Source organism: Hymenobacter sp. APR13 (assembly GCF_000737515.1).
In the GTDB taxonomy this organism is placed as follows: Bacteria; Bacteroidota; Bacteroidia; order Cytophagales; family Hymenobacteraceae; genus Hymenobacter.
Map to the genome: position 1 here is coordinate 226,016 of NZ_CP006587.1, position 16,850 is coordinate 242,865.

The 16,850-nt window shown below is 62.4% G+C and carries 15 protein-coding genes; 5 read left to right on the forward strand and 10 right to left on the reverse strand.

Going from position 1 to position 16,850, the window contains the following annotated elements; translation table 11 throughout:
• Positions 1–100: 100 nt before the first annotated feature.
• On the forward strand, positions 101–2,029 hold the full coding sequence (locus N008_RS00885) for an LTA synthase family protein (RefSeq protein WP_081910529.1): 1,929 nt from the start codon (positions 101–103) through the stop codon (positions 2,027–2,029).
• An 8-nt stretch (positions 2,030–2,037) separates the two neighbouring features.
• Here N008_RS00885 and N008_RS00890 read toward each other — a convergent pair whose 3' ends face one another.
• Positions 2,038–2,430, reverse strand: a complete 393-nt coding sequence (locus tag N008_RS00890; RefSeq protein WP_156108947.1) for a two-component system response regulator — start codon at positions 2,428–2,430, stop codon at positions 2,038–2,040.
• Between the two features lie 176 nt (positions 2,431–2,606).
• Positions 2,607–3,050, reverse strand: a complete 444-nt coding sequence (locus tag N008_RS00895) for a type I restriction enzyme HsdR N-terminal domain-containing protein (RefSeq protein WP_044013055.1) — start codon at positions 3,048–3,050, stop codon at positions 2,607–2,609.
• Positions 3,051–3,260: 210 nt separating this feature from the next.
• Between N008_RS00895 and N008_RS00900 the strand changes: the two genes are divergently transcribed.
• The 3 genes from N008_RS00900 to N008_RS00910 all read left to right on the forward strand — a co-directional run bounded on the left by N008_RS00900 (position 3,261) and on the right by N008_RS00910 (position 6,354).
• Entirely contained in the window at positions 3,261–4,034 is a 774-nt protein-coding gene (locus tag N008_RS00900; protein WP_044013057.1) for an AMP nucleosidase, read from the forward strand.
• A gap of 147 nt (positions 4,035–4,181) precedes the next feature.
• A complete protein-coding gene (locus N008_RS00905) occupies positions 4,182–4,637 on the forward strand; it encodes a hypothetical protein (RefSeq protein WP_044013059.1) in 456 nt (151 codons plus the stop codon).
• 58 nt (positions 4,638–4,695) lie between these two features.
• Positions 4,696–6,354, forward strand: a complete 1,659-nt coding sequence (locus N008_RS00910) for an amidohydrolase (RefSeq protein ID WP_044013061.1) — start codon at positions 4,696–4,698, stop codon at positions 6,352–6,354.
• Between the two features lie 180 nt (positions 6,355–6,534).
• On the opposite strand, the gene N008_RS00915 is transcribed toward N008_RS00910, so the two are convergent.
• The 8 genes from N008_RS00915 to N008_RS00950 all read right to left on the reverse strand — a co-directional run bounded on the left by N008_RS00915 (position 6,535) and on the right by N008_RS00950 (position 15,580).
• Positions 6,535–7,050 (reverse strand): DinB family protein, encoded by a 516-nt coding sequence (locus N008_RS00915; RefSeq protein ID WP_044013064.1) that lies wholly within the window; start codon positions 7,048–7,050, stop codon positions 6,535–6,537.
• A 114-nt stretch (positions 7,051–7,164) separates the two neighbouring features.
• The gene (locus tag N008_RS00920; RefSeq protein WP_052381046.1) at positions 7,165–8,571 is read right to left on the reverse strand and encodes an MFS transporter; all 1,407 of its coding nucleotides are present in this window, start codon (positions 8,569–8,571) and stop codon (positions 7,165–7,167) included.
• Positions 8,572–8,689: 118 nt separating this feature from the next.
• Positions 8,690–9,283, reverse strand: a complete 594-nt coding sequence (locus N008_RS00925) for an NTP transferase domain-containing protein (RefSeq protein WP_044013065.1) — start codon at positions 9,281–9,283, stop codon at positions 8,690–8,692.
• 153 nt (positions 9,284–9,436) lie between these two features.
• Positions 9,437–10,633, reverse strand: a complete 1,197-nt coding sequence (locus N008_RS00930) for an XdhC family protein (RefSeq protein WP_052381047.1) — start codon at positions 10,631–10,633, stop codon at positions 9,437–9,439.
• A gap of 175 nt (positions 10,634–10,808) precedes the next feature.
• On the reverse strand, positions 10,809–13,151 hold the full coding sequence (locus tag N008_RS00935; protein WP_052381048.1) for a xanthine dehydrogenase family protein molybdopterin-binding subunit: 2,343 nt from the start codon (positions 13,149–13,151) through the stop codon (positions 10,809–10,811).
• Between the two features lie 134 nt (positions 13,152–13,285).
• Positions 13,286–14,269: an FAD binding domain-containing protein gene (locus N008_RS00940; protein ID WP_044013067.1), complete on the reverse strand. Its 984-nt coding sequence runs from the start codon at positions 14,267–14,269 to the stop codon at positions 13,286–13,288.
• 89 nt (positions 14,270–14,358) lie between these two features.
• Complete coding sequence (locus tag N008_RS00945; RefSeq protein ID WP_044013068.1) at positions 14,359–15,000, reverse strand: (2Fe-2S)-binding protein; 642 nt, start codon at positions 14,998–15,000, stop codon at positions 14,359–14,361.
• A gap of 334 nt (positions 15,001–15,334) precedes the next feature.
• Complete coding sequence (locus N008_RS00950; protein ID WP_044013070.1) at positions 15,335–15,580, reverse strand: hypothetical protein; 246 nt, start codon at positions 15,578–15,580, stop codon at positions 15,335–15,337.
• A gap of 638 nt (positions 15,581–16,218) precedes the next feature.
• Here N008_RS00950 and N008_RS00955 point away from each other — a divergent pair.
• On the forward strand, positions 16,219–16,770 hold the full coding sequence (locus N008_RS00955) for a TetR/AcrR family transcriptional regulator (RefSeq protein WP_052381049.1): 552 nt from the start codon (positions 16,219–16,221) through the stop codon (positions 16,768–16,770).
• Positions 16,771–16,850 lie beyond the last annotated feature (80 nt).

The window sequence follows — 16,850 nt, forward strand, 5'->3', positions numbered from 1 at the left end:
CCTTTGCTTCGCGTTTTGATACTGCCTCCGGCTGTTCACCAACAAAATATTGCGAAACGCGGAGCAAAAACTTCGCGCCACAGCACCCTTTTGCACTGCTATGCCCGCTGAGTTTCTGCGCCTGTTGGCTCGTCGTTTTTTGCTGCTGCTGGGCGCGTATCTGCTGCTGCGCCTGGGGTTCTATGTGGCCAACCGCACTACGTTTCAGGAGGCCGAAACCGGGCAGGTTGTGCTGGCGTTCTGGCACGGGTTCCGGTTTGATGTGGCGGGGCTGCTGCTGCTCAATATTCCGTTTCTGCTGCTGTCGTTGGTGCCCAGCCGGGCACGGGGCTGGCAGCGGCTGGTGCGGGCGGTATGGCTGCTGCTCAACGGCCTGGGCGTGGCCCTGAACCTGATTGACACCGAGTACTTCAAGTTAATCGGGCGGCGCACCAGCAATGAGCTGGCCACCATCGGCGACGACGTGCGGCGGCAGGCGGGCCAACTGGTGCTTACCTACTGGTACCTGCTGATTCCGTTCGGGCTGCTGCTGGCGGTGCTGTGGCGGCTGTACCCGCTGCCGAAACCTGCTCCGGCCGATAACACCACTTTCCTAAGCCCTAAGCCCCAAGCCCGAGGCCCTAAAACAGGCCTGCTCTACGCCGGGCAGGTGCTGCTGCTGGCGGCGCTGGTGGTGCTGGGCATCCGGGGCGGGCTGCAGCTCAAGCCGTTGCGTACCGGCCACGCCTTCGGGCAGCAGCCGGCGGTGCTGGGCCACCTGGCCCTCAACAGCACGTTCACGTTCCTGAAGAGCCTCGGCGCCGAAACCATCGAGCGCAAGCAGTACTTCAGCTCGCCGGCCGAACTGCGGCAGGCGCTGGCCGCCCGGCCGCTACCGCCCGCCACCACCGCCCCGCGCCCCGACAACGTGGTGGTGCTGCTGCTGGAAAGCTTCGCCTCCGAATATACGGGCGTCGAAAACCCGGGCAAGCGCGGCTACACGCCGTTCTTCGACTCGCTGGCCACGCACGGTGGGCTGCTGTTTCGGGAGCATTACGCCAACGGCCGCCGCTCCATTGAGGCGTTGCCCGCCACGCTGGCCGGCCTGCCGGGCCTCATGGATAACTCGTTTATCACCTCCAGGTTCCAGACCAACGAGCTGCACGGCCTGGGCGAGCTGCTGGGCCGGCGCGGCTACCGTACGTCGCTGTTCCACGGCGCCCAGAACGGCACCATGGGCTTCAACACCTTCGCCGGCATTGCCGGCATGCAGCAGTATTTCGGGCTCGATGAGTACCCCGGCGGCGCTGGCAGCCCCGATTTCGACGGGCACTGGGGCATCCCGGACGTGCCGTATCTGCAGTACTTTGCCCGGGAACTGGGCCGTCAGCCCGAGCCGTTTTTCAGCACGGTTTTCACGCTGAGCGCCCATGAGCCGTTTCTGGTGCCGGCGCCTTACACCAGCCGGTTCGTGCCGGGCACGCTGCCCATCCACGCCACCGTAGCCTATTCCGATTTCGCGCTACGGCAGTTCTTCGCGGCGGCGGCCCGGCAGCCGTGGTACCGCCGCACGCTGTTCGTGCTCCTCGCCGACCATACCTCGCAGTCCGACGAGCCGGCCTACCAGAACACGCTGGGCGCCTACAAAACGCCGCTGCTGCTGTTCCACCCGGGCCGCACGCTGCCTGCCGCCAACGTGCACCGCATCACCCAGCAGGCCGACGTGCCGGCCACCGTGCTGGACTTGCTGCAGGTGCCGGTGCCGGCGCGCCAGCTGCTGCCCTTCGGGTCTTCGGCATTCGACAGCACTACCACCGGGCGGGCGTTGTTTCTGAGCGGCGGTAGCTACTTCCTGGTGCACTCTGACTTCGTGACGGAGCTTACGGCCGACAACCAGGTGCGGCTCTACCCCTACCAGACCCACGCGCTGCCCGCCGCGCCCCTCGCCCACCCCGACCCTGAAAAGCTGCGCCAGTACGGCAACGAGCTGAAAGCCTGCGTGCAGCTGTTCAGCACCGGCCTGCTCGACAACACGCTCTACCGCCAGTAGCCTAGCCTTTACGTCAGGTCGGCCGGGGCCATGGCGGCCTGAATGGCGCGGATTTCGCCGCTGTCGATGGGCTTGTGAATCAGGCCGGCCACGAGGTCGTATCCGTGGGAGCGGGTCAGGTCCTCAAGGGCCAGCGACGAAGTGAGGATGTAGATGCGGCAGTTTCCGAGCAGGCGGCTGCGGTACGGCGCCAGCGCGTCCAGAAACTCCCAGCCGCTCATCAGGGGCATGTGCAGGTCCAGGAACACCACCCGGGCTTGTTCCGGCTGCTGCACCAGCTCGGCCAGCGCCTCGTCGGCGGCCTCAAACGTGCGGATATCAGAAGAGAAATCCTCCATTTTCAGCAGCGTTTCCGTGAGGTAGTTGCTCAGGCTGTCATCGTCGATGAGGAAGGTAGTCATGCAGAGGTAGGCGGTGAAATGCAACGTAAAAGTAGTACCAAGCCGCGCTAAACCGTGCGCCCGGGCCTACTTAACCCACACTGCCAGGTTGCCGCTACGCGGTGGCGGGTGCGCGCGCACGCCTGCATGGCCGCCAGAAAGCCGCGTGCGACGCCGGATTCGGCCCCGGCAGCCGGTTACTCGTAGCGGGGCACCTCAGCCAGCCGCTCGTTGGTGCGGGCCTCGAAGTCGACGCGCCAGCAGTAGTGCTGCAGGCCGTTGGTGAGCAGCAGCAGCGGCGCGCCCACCGTCTGGTTGTAGGTGGCCGCCTGCTGGGCCACGGCCGCCGTGATAGGCACCGACGGCGCCTTGCACTCCACCAGCAGCAGCGGCTGCCCGGCGGCGTCCAGCGCCACCAGGTCGGTGCGCTTCTGGCGCTGGTTGTAGCGCAGGCCGCGCTCCAGGCTCAGCAGGCCCTTGGGGTAGCCGCGGTGGTTGATCAGGTAGTGCACCACGTGCTGGCGCACCCATTCTTCGGGCGTCAGCACCACTTGCTTGCGGCGCAGCACGTCCCAGATCAACAGAGTTGAGTTGGATTGCGTAAGTTTGTAGTCGAAAGGCGGCAGGTCTAGCTCTTGCATCACCTCCAAAGGTACGGCCCTGGACTCCGGTTCCGCTTTCTCGCCCCCGTACCGTCACATCCTCTTACCAAGGGTCTGACGGTTTTTTCGTAGGGTGGCGGGCCGTAGCACGGGGCCGGATCTGGGCCGCTAACCGGAGTCCGGCCAGCCAGCCGCTTTCTTCCCGCTTCTCCTCTCCCGAACACGTATTTCCCAACCAATCAAGACCATATGAAAACCAAATCCGACATCGTAGAGAACTGGCTGCCCCGCTACACCGGCGTGCCGCTCGGCGACTTTGGCCAGTACATTCTGCTGACCAACTTTATCAACTATGTGCACATGTTTGCCGAGCAGTTTGGCGTGGAAGTGCGCGGCCTCGACAAACCCATGCAGACGGCCACGGCCAACGGCATCACCATCATCAACTTCGGCATGGGCTCCCCGATGGCCGCTACCGTGATGGACCTGATTTCGGCCGTTCAGCCCAAAGCAGCCCTGTTTCTGGGTAAGTGCGGCGGCCTGAAAAACAAAACCAAGCTCGGCGACCTGATCCTGCCCATCGCCGCCATCCGGGGCGAGGGTACGTCTGACGACTACCTGCCCGCCGAGATTCCGGCGCTGCCCTCGTTCCGCCTGCAGCGCGCCGTGAGCAGCATGATCAAGAAGCACGAGAAAGACTACTGGACCGGCACGGTATACACCACCAACCGCCGCGTGTGGGAGCACGACGAGAACTTCAAGGAGTACCTGCGCCAGATCCGGGCCATGGCCGTGGACATGGAAACGGCCACCATCTTCACGGTAGGCTTCGTAAACGAGATTCCCCACGGCGCCCTGCTGCTCGTGAGCGACAACCCGATGACGCCGGAGGGCGTGAAAACGTCGGAGAGCGACAAAAAGGTAACGGCCGATTTCGTGACTTCCCACCTGCAGATCGGGATTGACTCGCTGCTGGAGCTGAAAAACTCCGGTGAGTCGGTGAAGCACATGCGCTTCGAGTAGAATCGGCGACTCTCTTTATTTTTTTAGCTTGCGGCACTGCGTGTAGCAAGTAATCCCCAGGGCGGCTGAAGTTCTGGGGATTTTTTGTTGCTGCGCATTCCACTGCTTCCGTGCTCCGCTCCTCTGCTCCCCTACAACCACTGACCTATGACTCACTTCTCCTCTCCTTACCTCACCATCGATTATCTGGCGGAGCCACGCGTGCTGGCGGGCCGCTGGTGGCGCGGGGTGATGCCTTTTGAGTTGCACCGCGGCTACGCGGCCCTGCTCGATGCGGCTGTGTCGCGGCGCTGCCGCTTCTGGCTGGTAGACCTGAGCAACCGCGCCGGCGGCGTAGACGCCGGCGACGTACAGTGGATGCTAAGCGACTTCTTTCCGCAGTTGCCGATCCGCCTGAAACGCCCCACCTACCTGGCCTACCTGATGGCCCCGCACCAACTGGCCGGCGTGCTGGCCGACCCCGGCATTCCGGCTCTCACCTACTTCGACGGGCGCCCTTACCGCATAGAGCGGTTCACGACAGAAGACGCCGCGTTGGAGTGGCTGCAACACTGCCGCCAGCAGGATGCCCGGGCGCGCCGCCGCAAAAGCTCGCCACAATAGCGTTACTCGGCTTTTCGCAGAGCAAGTTCAATTCCGTGGCCGCCCGTACCTTCGCTGCATGACCTCGACTCTCCGCTCCTTCGGACTGCTGGCCGCTACGGCCGCCGCCCTGGCTTCCTGCAACTCCGGCACCCGCCAGCCCGCCGACCTCATCGTCTACAATGCCACGGTGTACACCGTCGATTCGGCCTTCAGCAAGGCGCAGGCGTTTGCCGTGCAGGATGGCAAGTTTGTAGGCGTGGGCACGGCCGAGGAAATCCGGGCCAAGTACCAAAGCAAGCAGGAAGTGGACGCCCAGGGCCAGTTCATCTACCCCGGTTTCTACGACGCGCACTGCCACTTCTACCGCTACGCTCTGGGCTTGCGTGATGCGGATCTGGTGGGCACCGGCTCCTGGAAGGAAGTGATACAGAAGCTCCAGCAGCAACGCCAGCAGTACCCGCAGGCCGCCTGGCTCACGGGCCGCGGCTGGGACCAGAACGACTGGGCCAGCAAGCAGTTCCCTACCAAAGACACCCTCGACGCGCTGTTTCCGAACACGCCCGTCTTCATCATCCGGGTGGATGGCCACGCCGCCCTCGTAAACCAGAAGGCGCTGGACTTAGCGGGCGTCACGGCCCGTACGCCCATCAGCGGCGGCACCATCACCAAAAACGCCGCCGGACAGCTCACCGGGCTGCTGGTGGATAACGCCGTGAAGCTGGTGGCCGCCAAAATCCCGGAGCCCACCGCCGCCGAGGCAGAAACGGCGCTGCTGGAAGCGCAGAAGCGCTGCGTGGCCGTGGGCCTCACCAGCATGGCCGACGCCGGCCTGGAAAAAGCCAACGTGGACCGGCTCGACGCCTTACAGCAGCAGGGCAAGCTGAAAGTACGCCTTTACGCCATGCTGGCCCCCACCAAGGAAAACAAGGAGTTCTACCTCAAAAACGGCCCGGTATTCAAGGACCGCCTCACGGTGTGCTCGTTCAAGGTGTACGCCGACGGCGCCCTGGGCTCCCGCGGGGCCTGCCTGATTCACCCCTACGCCGACCGGCCGAAAGAAACCGGCTTCCTGCTGTCGTCGGTGGCCGATTTCCGCAGCCTGGCGAAGGAGCTGGCCGCCAGCAAATTCCAGATGAACACCCACGCCATTGGGGATTCCAGCAACCGCCTGCTGCTGGACATCTACGGCGAGGCGCTGAAGGGCCAGAAGGACCGGCGCTGGCGCATCGAGCACGCCCAGGTAGTGAGTGGGGCCGATATAGCCAAGTTCGGGCAGTACGGCATCGTGCCTTCGGTGCAGCCCACCCATGCCACTTCCGATATGTACTGGGCCGGGGAGCGGCTGGGCGCCGACCGCCTCAAAACCGCCTACGCCTTCAACGACCTGCGCAAGCAATACGGCCAGCTAGCGTTGGGCTCCGATTTCCCGGTGGAGGACATCAACCCACTGTATGGCTTCCACGCGGCCGTGGCCCGGCAGGATGCCAAGAACTACCCGGCCGGCGGCTTCCAGATGGAAAACGCGCTCAGCCGCCCCGACGCGTTGCGCGGCATGACCACCTGGGCCGCCCACGCCGCCTTCGAGGACAAGCAGAAAGGCAGCATCCGCCCCGGCATGGCCGCCGACTTCGTGATCCTGAAAACCGACCTGCTGGAAGCCCCCAAAGAGCAGCTCCGCACCGCCCAGGTCCAGCAAACCTGGATTGCCGGGGAGCGAGTGTTTTCGGTAAAGTAGAAAACTGTCATTGCGAGCAGCGCGAAGCAATCCTTCCTCTCTTAGCCCTGAGCACCGTTTAGCAGCAAGCCCTCCGGCGCTAGGTTCGTAACCTACTGCCGGAGGGCTTGTCAGTTTAGAAAGTGTCTGCCACGAGAGGAAAGATTGCTTCGCGCTGCTCGCAATGACAAACTACTATCATTACCAGCCCTGCTCGTCGGCGGAGGGGCCGTACATGGCGGGCAGCGGGATGTCGAGAAGGCGCAGGTATACCGAGAGCTGGCCGCGGTGGTGGATGCTATGGTTGAGGCCCATGATGCGGATGGCGGCGCCTTTGGGCCGCTCCATCAGGGTTTGCTCGCCGCGGTGCAGGCGGAAGCTGTTGGTCAGCTGCTCGTCGTCGGAGTCTTGGAGGGCCTGGCGCAGGCTAGCGCTGTACTGGTCGAAGCGTTGCAGCAGCTCCTCGGAGCTGGTGGGTGTGGGGCCGGGCTTGGGGCCGTTGGGGTCGAGGAAGTCGCGGGAGGCGTGCTGCACGAAGAGCTGGTTGAACGCCAGCAGGTTCACGATGTGGGAGGCCAGCTGCCACAGCTTCATGCTTTTGGGGTGAGGCGTGAAGTCGGCCTGCTCGTAGGGCACGCGCTCCAGCAGCTTGCGGGTGGTGGCCAGCTCATGGTCGAGTTCGGCGAGGATATTCTGTTGGAGAGAGGACGTGTGCATGAAGAACTGTGGTTGGGTGGCGTGAAAACAGCAACGAGCACCGGGGCGGCCGGTGCTCGTTGGCAAGTACTGAAATTTGCCGGGATTCGGCGGCAGCCAAAGTAACCCTGACCGTTAGTTGCCGCTGAGGCCTTCCGCCAGTTTCGGATCAGCGCCGCTCACATCGTCGCGCAGCTTCTTCCCGCGCAGGCGGAGCAGGAAAATCAAACCCAGCACGAAAAACACGATGAGCGACAGAATGCTGTTGCGCATGGAGCCCGTGAGCTGGGCGATAACGCCGAAAACGGCCGTGCCAATCACAATGCTGAGCTTCTCGGTCACGTCGAAGAAGCTGAAGAACGCCGCCGTGTTGGGCGTATTTTCGGGGATAATCTTGGAGTAAGTGGAGCGCGAAAGGCTCTGCACCGCGCCCATCGTGAGGCCGATGACGGCGGCCAGCGCGTAGAACGACCAGCCCGCCTGCACGAAATAACCGCCAATGCAGATCAGCATCCAGATAAACACAGCCCAGCTCAGGGCCCGGGTGTTGCCGATGCGCTCCGAGAGTTTCGAGAACAGGTACGCGCCCAGAATACCCACAATCTGGAGCAGCAGAATAGTCAGAATCAGGGCCGTGCTTTCAAGTTTCAGCTCTTCGTCGCCAAAGATGGTGGCCACGTACATCACCGTTTGCACGCCCATGTTGTAGGTGAAGTAAGCCAGCAGGAAGCGCTTGAGGTTAGGCAGTTGCTTGAGCTGGTCCCATACTTTGCCCAACTCGCGGAAGCCGTTAAGCAGCCAGCCCGACTCGTCGGCGGCCCCGGCGGGACGGCCAGGGTCGGCGGGCAGGGCGAAAAAGGCAATCTGAGCGAAACCGGCCCACCACAGCCCCGTGAGCAGGAAAGCCAAGCGGGTAGCAAACCCTTCTTCCAGACCTACCGCCTCGTGGCCCATAATCAGCCCCAGGCAAATCAGCAGCAGCAGCACCGAGCCGATGTAGCCCATCGAAAACCCGCGGGCCGACAGCGAATCGTACTTTTCCTCGCTGGAAATCAGGGGCAGGTAGGAGTTGTAGAACACAATAGACCCCGAAAACCCAATGGTAGCCAGCACGAACACGAAGGTGCTGAGCGTAAGCGTATCGGGCGTGAAGAAGAACAGCGCGGCGCAGGAAAAGGCCCCGAGGTAGCAGAAAATCTGCATGAACAGCTTCTTGCGCCCCGAAAAGTCGGCCAGCGACGTCAGAAACGGGCTGATGATGGCAATGAACAGGAAGGCGGCCGAAATGGCGTAGGTCAGCAGCGAGGAGCCGGGCACCTGAAACCCCAGAAAATCCACGGGGCTTTTGCCGCTGTCGGTTTTCGTGACGGCCTTCACCATGGCGCCCCAGTAAATGGGGAAGATGGAGCTGGTAATTACCAGCGGGTACACCGAGTTGGCCCAGTCGTAGAACGTCCAGCCGCGGGTGATGCGCTTATCGTCCTTGGGGATGTGGTACAGGTCCGTACCAGGAGTAGATTGGGCGGCGGTAGCGTCGCTCATACAAGGAGAGATTTAAGGTAGATTCGGGCAAGATAACGGGATTTCGGCGCCACCGTTGCCGGGTAGGCCGCTTAGCAGCACGACAACTCTGGAAAATCAGCCGATACTTTCCCCCCTGCTACTCACCCGCCAGCAGCGCCGCGTACTGCTCCGGCGTGTCCACGTCCACGGCACCCAGCGCGAAGGGCACTGCCGCCACTAGGGCCGCGTGCTGGCGCAGCAGCTGCCCCGCTCCCGCCCCGGCCGGCAACGCCCGCAGCAGCGGCAACGCTTCGGCCGCGAAATATACCGGCACGCCCTGGGTTTCGGCGTAGGCCGAGGCCACGATGGGCCGGCCGGTGCGGGCGTGCGCCGCGTGCAACTCCGCCAGCAAGGCGGGTGTCACGAAAGGCTGGTCGCAGAGCATGACGGTTACGCCGGCCGGGGCCGGCAGCAGAGTTTCGAGGAAGGCGAGGCCGGTCTGGATGGAAGCGCCCATGCCGGCGGCCCAGTCGGGGTTGCGCACCACCTGCAACGGCAGGCCCGCCAGCCCCGGCAGCAGCTCCGGATGCAGGGCGCCGGTGACGACGACCACCGGCGCGCCGGCCGCAGCGGCCACGGCCGTTTCAGCGGCACGGCGCAGCAACGTTTGGCCCTGAAACTGGAGCAGCTGCTTGGGCCGGCCAAGGCGGGATGAGGAGCCGGCAGCCAGTAGAAGAATGGCGTTGGACATTAGGGTGGTAGGTAGCCGGATGAATGGCAATCCGGCAACAAAGCCAGAGGTCTGAAAAAGCAGTAGCGCGAACTTTGCAGTTCGCGCCTCCGGGCCGTTGAACGAATCTGACGGCGCGGGGACGCGAACTGCAAAGTTCGCGCTACTGTGCGTTTACTCGCCGATGGCGCACATGGCATCCACCCGGCCCTCGGGTACCAGCGGGGCGTTGGCGTGCAGAGGCGGGTGAATGGGATGCGGAGAATCGCGCAGGAAGCCGGCGGGGCGGCCCGTGAGCACCGCCTGAATTTCGGCCACGATGGACAGGGCAATTTCCTCGGGGGTTTCGGCCCCCAGGTTCAGGCCGATGGGGCTGTGGATGCGACCCCGCAGCTGCTCGGCGGCGTCGGGCGTGTCCTTAGTGAGGTCTTCCAGCAGCCGCTCGTACTTCTTGCGCGGCCCCAGCAGCCCAATGTAGCGGGCCGTGGCAGCCGGCAGCAGGTGCTGGAGCACGGCGAGGTCGTAGTAGTAATTATGCGTCATCAGCAGCGCGAAGCTGCCGTCGTGAGTCTGCTCGCTCACTTGCGCCAGCGGCAGCACGCGAACTTCATCAGCTTCGGGAAAGCGGGCGGGCTGGGCTTGGGCGGGGCGGCCGTCCACCACCAGCACGCGCCAGCCGAGGCCGGCGGCCAAGCGCACCAGCGGCTGCACGTCGTTGCCAGCTCCGTACACGGTGAGACGCACGGGTGGGCGCAGGATTTCTAGGCTCACGCGCACGGTACCGGCACCGGCCGGGTAGTGCCGGGTAGCCGGCTGCCCGGCCGCCAAAGCGGTGCGGGCATCGGCCAGAATAGCGGCGTACAGGTCAGCAGATTCCGGCAGCGTGCCTTGGGCCATGTTATCCGAAGTCAATAGCAGGCGCTGACCCACGGCTACCTCAGACCCCGAACCAGCCGTGCTGAATACGGTGGCTACCACGGCGTTGGCCTCCACGCCTTCGGCCCAACGGCGCAGCAGCTCCACGGGGTTGTTGGGGTTCTGGAAGTCGAGGGGTTCGAGCAGAATCTGCACGATGCCCTGGCAGCCTAGCGCGGCCCCGAATTGCAGGTCGTCGTCGGGGTCGGTGGAATCGTAGGTGACGACGGTAGGACGGCCCTGCTGAATCACGCGGCGGGCGCGCTGGCGGGCGTCTCCTTCGAGGCAGCCGCCGCTGATGGCCCCGGTCAGGCGGCCTTCGTCGGTGACCAGCATGCGGGCTCCGGGACGGCGATAGGCCGAGCCGGCCACGTCCACCACCGAGGCCAAGGCGCAGGCGCGCCCCTCAGCGCGGTGCGCGTCGTAGGCGATAAGCAGGCGTTGGAGTTCAGTCATGATACACAGCAGTACGGATAGAGAAACGGCGACGTTGGCCTAGAGACAGACAAAAGCACGTCATGCTGAGCTTGTCGAAGCATCTCGCGTGCTGACATTGAGTTACTATTCCAACATCAGCACGCGAGATGCTTCGACAAGCTCAGCATGACGTGCTTTAGATCATCGGCTCTACCTACGCCTGTACTGGTTTCGTGGCCAATACTTTATCAGGCGTAATTGGCAAGCTGCGGACCCGCTTACCGGTGGCGTGGAACACGGCATTGGCTACGGCGGCGGAGACGCCTACCATCGAAATTTCGCCGATACCTTTCACGCCCATGGCGTTGATGTAGGGGTCTTTTTCGTCGATGAATTCCACCGTCATTTCCGGAATGTCGGCGTTGACGGGAATGTGGTAGTCGGCCAGGGAGGCGTTGGTGTAGCGCGAGTAGTTCTGGTCGCGCACGGTGCCTTCCATCAGCGCCGCCCCGATGCCGAAGATGCTGCCCCCGATGATCTGGGAGCGGGCGGTTTTGGCGTTGAGGATGCGGCCGGCCCCGTGCACGCTCACCCAGCGCGTGACGCGCACGGTGCCCAGGTCGGGGTCAACCTTCACCTCGCAGAAGTGCGCCCCGAAGGAGTGCATGGAATGGTCGGCGGCCTGGTCCTTTTTGGCGGGGTCGGCGTTGGCGGCGGCCTGGGCGTCTTCGTAGCCGCTGCCGTAGCGGCCCTGGCCGTTGCCTTCGATGTCGGCCATTTCGGCGCGCTTCATGATGGCGGCAAACTCCTCCCCTTTCTGTGGATTGTTCTTGAGCTGCAAACGGCCCTGCTTCACCTCCACATCGGCCGCTTTGGCGCGGTACAGCGGCGACTTCTTATCCATCACCGCCACCTTAATCAGCTTCTGCCACACGTCCTGCGCGGCCATGTACACCGACGACGAAACCGTACCAGCCGCCACCGAGCCGCCCGAGTTGGGCGCGGTGGGCAGCTTGGTATCACCTAGCTCGAAACGCACCTTGTCCACGGGCAGAAATAGCGCATCGGCCGCTACCTGCGTCATGACGGTGTAGGTACCGGTGCCCAGATCGGTAGCACCCGACTGCACCACGGCGTGGCCGTCGGCGTAGAGGCGGGCGCGAGCCGTGCCCTGGGAGTTGTGGACGGGGTAGCTGGCCGTGGCCATGCCCCAGCCCACCAGCAGGCGGCCGTCGCGGGTGGCGCCGGCCTTGGGGTTGCGCTTGCTCCAGCCGAACAGCTCGGCTCCGCGGGCGTAGCACTCCTTCAGGCTCTTGCTGCTCCAGGCCTGGCCGGTGCTGTGGTCCTTCTCGGCGTAGTTGCGCAGCCGGATTTCCAGTGGATCGATGCCCAGTTGGTAGGCCAGATCATCCAGGGAACTCTCCAGCGCAAACGAGCCCGGCGCTTCACCCGGAGCCCGCGTGAAGGTGGAAGTCATGACGTTGGCGCGGGCCAATTGGTACGAGGCCTCGAAGTTCTCGCACGCATACAGCATATTGATAATCTTGCTGTTCGACTCGGCGTAGTTGTCCCAGGGCGAGGTGGTAGAGGTCTTCTCGTGGATGAGGGCCGTGAGCTTGCCGTCGCGGGTGGCACCCATTTTCAGGGTCTGCTCCTGGTCTTCGCGGTGGCCCATGCCCGTGAACATCTGCGGGCGGGTGAGCGAAAGTTTCACGGGCCGGCCCACCGCTTTGGCAGCCTGCACCGTCAGGATGGTGTGGGGCCAGCTGGAGCCCTTGCATCCGAAACCGCCGCCCAGGTACTTGGTCACGACGCGCACCTGCTCCGCCGAAAGGCCCAGCATGGTGCTGACGGCCTTCTGGGTGCGCGTCACGCCCTGCGTGGCGTCGTAGATGGTGAGGCGGTCGGGGGCTTCCCAGTGGGCCGTGGTGGCGCCGGGCTCCATGGGGTTGTGATGGTTGATGGCGTGGGTGTACTTGTGGGTAAGCTGCACCGGCGCCGCCGCAAACGCCGCCTGCGCGTTGCCGCGCACGGTGTGGGCCGGTGCTTTGCCATCCTGCACTTTCGTGGGGTCGAACAGTTTGGCCTGCGGGTCTTCGTAGGAGGCAATCGGCTTCTCAGCGGCCACCTGCACGCGCAGCAGCGCGGCGGCATACTGGGCGCGCTCCAGCGTATCGGCCACCACAATGGCTACGGGCTGGCCGGCGTAATGAATCTGGTCGGTGGTCAGCGGCAGGAAGCCCATGGGCGCGCCGATGGCCTTCTTACCCTCCGCATCGTTGGGGGTTTTGGCTAGCTTGGGCAGGTTCTGGTGCGTGAGGATGGCCAGTACGCCCGGCTGCTTCATAGCTGCCGAAGTATCGAAACCGGTGATGCGGCCCTTGGCTACGTCGCTGGTTTTGAGCACGGCATGCACGAGGCCCGGCAGCTGGTTGAACTCAGCCGAGTACTTGGCCTTGCCCGTGACTTTATCCCGCCCATCGACGCGGTTCAGGGGCTGCCCCACCGCGCCGGCTTTGGGGTTGGTTTCAAAGAAAGTTGGTTCTGCGGTATCCATGGGAATGAGGTCCGTGAGGGAGAGTAGAGGCGCGATACTTCGCGTCTCAATCGTTGCTGACGCTGGCTGTTGCGGCTTTTCAGAAGCAAGTCGTTCAACGGGGAGACGCGAAGTGTCGCGTCTCTACATTGTTCTTAGCCCGCTACTTTCATCAAAGCCTGCACCAGCGTGTTCTGGGCCAGCTCTACTTTGAACGCGTTTTCCTTGCGGGGCTGGGCGCCACGCATTGCGGCTGCCGCCGCGGCCCGGAACGTGGCTTCGGTGGCCGGCTGGCCGACGAGGGCCTTCTCGGCTTCGGGACTGCGCCAAGGCTTGGTGCCCACGCCGCCCAGCGCCACGCGGGCCGCCCGGATGGTGCCACCCTGCACGTCGAGGCCCACGGCGGCCGAGGCCAGCGCGTAGGCGTAGCTGCTCCGCTCCCGCACCTTCAGGTAGGTGGAGCGACGGGCCTGCGCGGTCATCGGGATGGTCACGGCCACAATAAGCTCACCGGACTCCAACACGGTTTCCTTCTGGGGCGTTTTGCCGGGCAGCAGATAGAAGTCTTTTACCGGCACCTGCCGTTGCTTGCCTTTCTGGTTTTCCAGCGTCAGCACGGCGTCGAAGGCGGCCAGGGCCACGCTCAGGTCGCCGGGGTAGGCGGTGGCAATGCAGCTCTCGGAAGTGCCCAGTACGGCCAGGTTATGGTTGTCGCCTTCCAGAGCCGGGCAGCCGGAGCCGGGCACGCGCTTGTTGCACGGAAACGCCGCGTCGCGAAAGTAGCCGCAGCGGGTGCGCTGCAGAATGTTGCCCCCGATGCTGGCCATGTTGCGCAGCTGCGGCGAGGCCGCCAGCAGCAATGACTCCGAAATGGCCGGAAACTGCTCCAGCACCAGCTTGTTCTCGCCCACGTCGCTCATGCGCTCCATGGCGCCGATGCGCAGCCCGTCCTTGGTCTGCTCGATGCCTTTGAAGGGCAGGGTATTGATATCGACCAGCTGCGGGGGCTCCTGCAGGTTGGCTTTCATCAAGTCCAGCAGCGTGGTGCCGCCGGCAATGTAGGCCGCCTGGGGTTTGTCTTTCAGCAGGCCCGTGGCCTCCTTGGCCGAACCAGCCTGGGTATAGCTAAAGTTGTTCATGGAATTAGTGATGAGGTGATGAAGAGATGAGGTGACAGGCAGCAAGCAGATGACGAGAATTCCCCATCACTGTTTGCCTCATCACTTCATCACGCTTTGCCAGCCACTTCCCGCACGGCGGCCACGATGTTGGGGTAGGCGCCGCAGCGGCAGAGGTTGCCGCTCATCCACTCGCGGGTCTGGTCGTCGGAGCCGGCGTGGCCTTCTTTCACGCAGGCTACGCCGCTCATAATCTGACCGGGCGTGCAGTAGCCACACTGGAAACCATCGTGCTTGAGGAACGCTTCCTGCATCGGATGCAGGTCGTCGCCCTTGGCCAAGCCTTCGATGGTGGTGATTTCCTTACCCTGCTGCATCACGGCCAGCGTGAGGCAGCTATTGATGCGCCGGCCATCGACGTGCACGGTGCAGGCGCCGCACTGGCCATGGTCGCAGCCTTTTTTGGTGCCGGTCAGGTCCATGTACTCGCGTAAAGCATCCAGCAGCGTCACGCGGGGCTCGGCCTGGATGGTGCGCACGGTGCCGTTGATTTTCAACTGCAGGGCCGTGACGCCCTCCACCGTTTTGGAGTAGGCCGTCAGGCGCTCAGCCTGTGCCACCAGCGGCGGGGCCAGTGCCAAGCCCAGGATGCCGCCGGCTTGTTTCATAAACGACCGGCGCGAGCCGTCGTTGGGTTTCGGCTCAGGAGGCGTACCGCCGGCCGGGAAATCGGAAGCAGGAAAATCAGGCATGAGGAGAAGCAATTGGAATAAAAAGTTAGCTAGCCGGCCAGTTGACATCAGCGGTAGTGGCATGGTACAAACCACTCCCCTGCCAACTAGTTTAGATCAACTACATCCCCTGATCTGCACGTGACAACGACTCCGGAACTAGTATATTCCTCTCTACGCACAGCCGAACAACGGTGTTATGTCGCTACACGAATATTCAGCGCCTTTACGGTGGGCTTAAGCGCTGTCTGCGGACAAAGCCAACGGTCGGCAGGCTTCAGGCCCGAATACTGCACACAAAAAAACCCGTCTCTGCAGCAGCAGAGACGGGTTTTCAACCACTTTTCGGAAATGCTTACTTCTGCGGAGCAGAAGTTGTAGCCTCCTTTTTTACTTTCACTTTACGAGCCTTTTTATCAGCCTTTACTTTGCCTTCCTCCGTTTTCACTTTGGTTTGGTCGTCGGCTACCTTCACTTTGGTGGTGTCGGTGGGCTGAGTGGTGGCAGGTGTGCCCTGTACGGGAGCAGGCGTACCCTGGGCCATCAGCATACCCGTGCTCAGTACTGAAAGCAAAGCGGCCGAAATAATGCGCTTCATCATAACTTTTGAAGTTTGGTGAGGCGGCAGTTTACAACATTCACTTTTACCACCCTGGCTCTTTACCATAATAGTACAATTCAGTATTTACCCCAGCGGCAATAAAAAGCCGACCATTCCACGTAGCATACAGACATTTTACTTGTAGCAAGTCTCAATATTAACAAATTGTTAACACAATTTAAAAGACAAAACACATGCCCTCAAAATCCCGTAAATTGCGTTTTCATCTAAATAAAGTACAGATTCATAAACATAATTTCCTGATTGAATTGTCTATCTCGATTGCAAGATTTGTTTTAGCTGATTCACTCAACATTGGCTACAGCTAAATCAATCTGTATAATAATATAAACAGTTTACCAATCATAACAGCCACTAGTAGGAGGAATGTTATTTTTGCACTAGTTGTTCTTCGTTGTCGGTAATGGATGCTACTGAAGCCATCAACAAAGAGCCTGAGCAGACTATTACAGCTTGAAAACTATATTTCAGGGGCTGATAGTTGCGGCCGGAATGCCGGGTATTGCGCCCTACTCTCTATTTTTGGCTTTACCGGCCACTGCCGGGCCGTTTGCATCCGGCTGGTTTCTTCCAGCCGGCCTTAGCCGCGGCCCTTGCCTACCTCACCTCACTGCACTATGAAAAGCTACCAGCGAATTGAGCAAACTGCCTTACAGCTGTTTGCCGACCGGGGCTACGACCATACTTCCACTGCCCTCATCGCCAAAGAAGCTGGCGTGTCGGAGCCGTTGATTTTCAAGTACTTCCAGAGCAAAGACAAGCTGTTTGAGAGCATCATCAAGGATGGCTACAAGCGCATCGTGGAAGCCAACCGCGGCATGCTGACCGAAGACGACGCCTCGGCGCTGGTGCAGAAGGTCATCGACCTGCCCTACAAGCTGGTGCGCGAAGAGCGGGCTTTCTGGACGCTGCAGGACAAGGCCTTCGACAAGGAAGTGGTGCAGAAGCACTTCCAGAAGTTCATGCTGCCCGTGTATTCGCTGCTCAACAAGGCCTTCATCGACCTGGGCTACGCGCAGCCGGATCTGGCCACCTACCACCTCACGCTGCTGGTGCAGGCGCTGTGGCGCCAGCTGCTGCACGAAGAAGACGCCGAGATGCTGAACCGCCTCAACACCTACATCAAGCGCATCTACACGCACCCCAGCCTGGCCGATCTGCACCAGTAGCCGCTCCCCAGGCGCACAAGAAAACGGCCGCTTCCTGACCTTCAGGAAGCGGCCGTTTTCTTGTGGCCTCGTAGCTCCTC

Excerpts from the sequence above, each read along its gene's own strand:
- N008_RS00885 (WP_081910529.1), top strand. The coding sequence starts at position 101 with ATGCCCGCTGAGTTTCTGCGCCTGTTGGCTCGTCGTTTTTTGCTGCTG.
- N008_RS00890 (WP_156108947.1), bottom strand. The coding sequence starts at position 2,430 with ATGACTACCTTCCTCATCGACGATGACAGCCTGAGCAACTACCTCACG.
- N008_RS00895 (WP_044013055.1), bottom strand. The coding sequence starts at position 3,050 with ATGCAAGAGCTAGACCTGCCGCCTTTCGACTACAAACTTACGCAATCC.
- N008_RS00900 (WP_044013057.1), top strand. The coding sequence starts at position 3,261 with ATGAAAACCAAATCCGACATCGTAGAGAACTGGCTGCCCCGCTACACC.
- N008_RS00905 (WP_044013059.1), top strand. The coding sequence starts at position 4,182 with ATGACTCACTTCTCCTCTCCTTACCTCACCATCGATTATCTGGCGGAG.
- N008_RS00910 (WP_044013061.1), top strand. The coding sequence starts at position 4,696 with ATGACCTCGACTCTCCGCTCCTTCGGACTGCTGGCCGCTACGGCCGCC.
- N008_RS00915 (WP_044013064.1), bottom strand. The coding sequence starts at position 7,050 with ATGCACACGTCCTCTCTCCAACAGAATATCCTCGCCGAACTCGACCAT.
- N008_RS00920 (WP_052381046.1), bottom strand. The coding sequence starts at position 8,571 with ATGAGCGACGCTACCGCCGCCCAATCTACTCCTGGTACGGACCTGTAC.
- N008_RS00925 (WP_044013065.1), bottom strand. The coding sequence starts at position 9,283 with ATGTCCAACGCCATTCTTCTACTGGCTGCCGGCTCCTCATCCCGCCTT.
- N008_RS00930 (WP_052381047.1), bottom strand. The coding sequence starts at position 10,633 with ATGACTGAACTCCAACGCCTGCTTATCGCCTACGACGCGCACCGCGCT.
- N008_RS00935 (WP_052381048.1), bottom strand. The coding sequence starts at position 13,151 with ATGGATACCGCAGAACCAACTTTCTTTGAAACCAACCCCAAAGCCGGC.
- N008_RS00940 (WP_044013067.1), bottom strand. The coding sequence starts at position 14,269 with ATGAACAACTTTAGCTATACCCAGGCTGGTTCGGCCAAGGAGGCCACG.
- N008_RS00945 (WP_044013068.1), bottom strand. The coding sequence starts at position 15,000 with ATGCCTGATTTTCCTGCTTCCGATTTCCCGGCCGGCGGTACGCCTCCT.
- N008_RS00950 (WP_044013070.1), bottom strand. The coding sequence starts at position 15,580 with ATGATGAAGCGCATTATTTCGGCCGCTTTGCTTTCAGTACTGAGCACG.
- N008_RS00955 (WP_052381049.1), top strand. The coding sequence starts at position 16,219 with ATGAAAAGCTACCAGCGAATTGAGCAAACTGCCTTACAGCTGTTTGCC.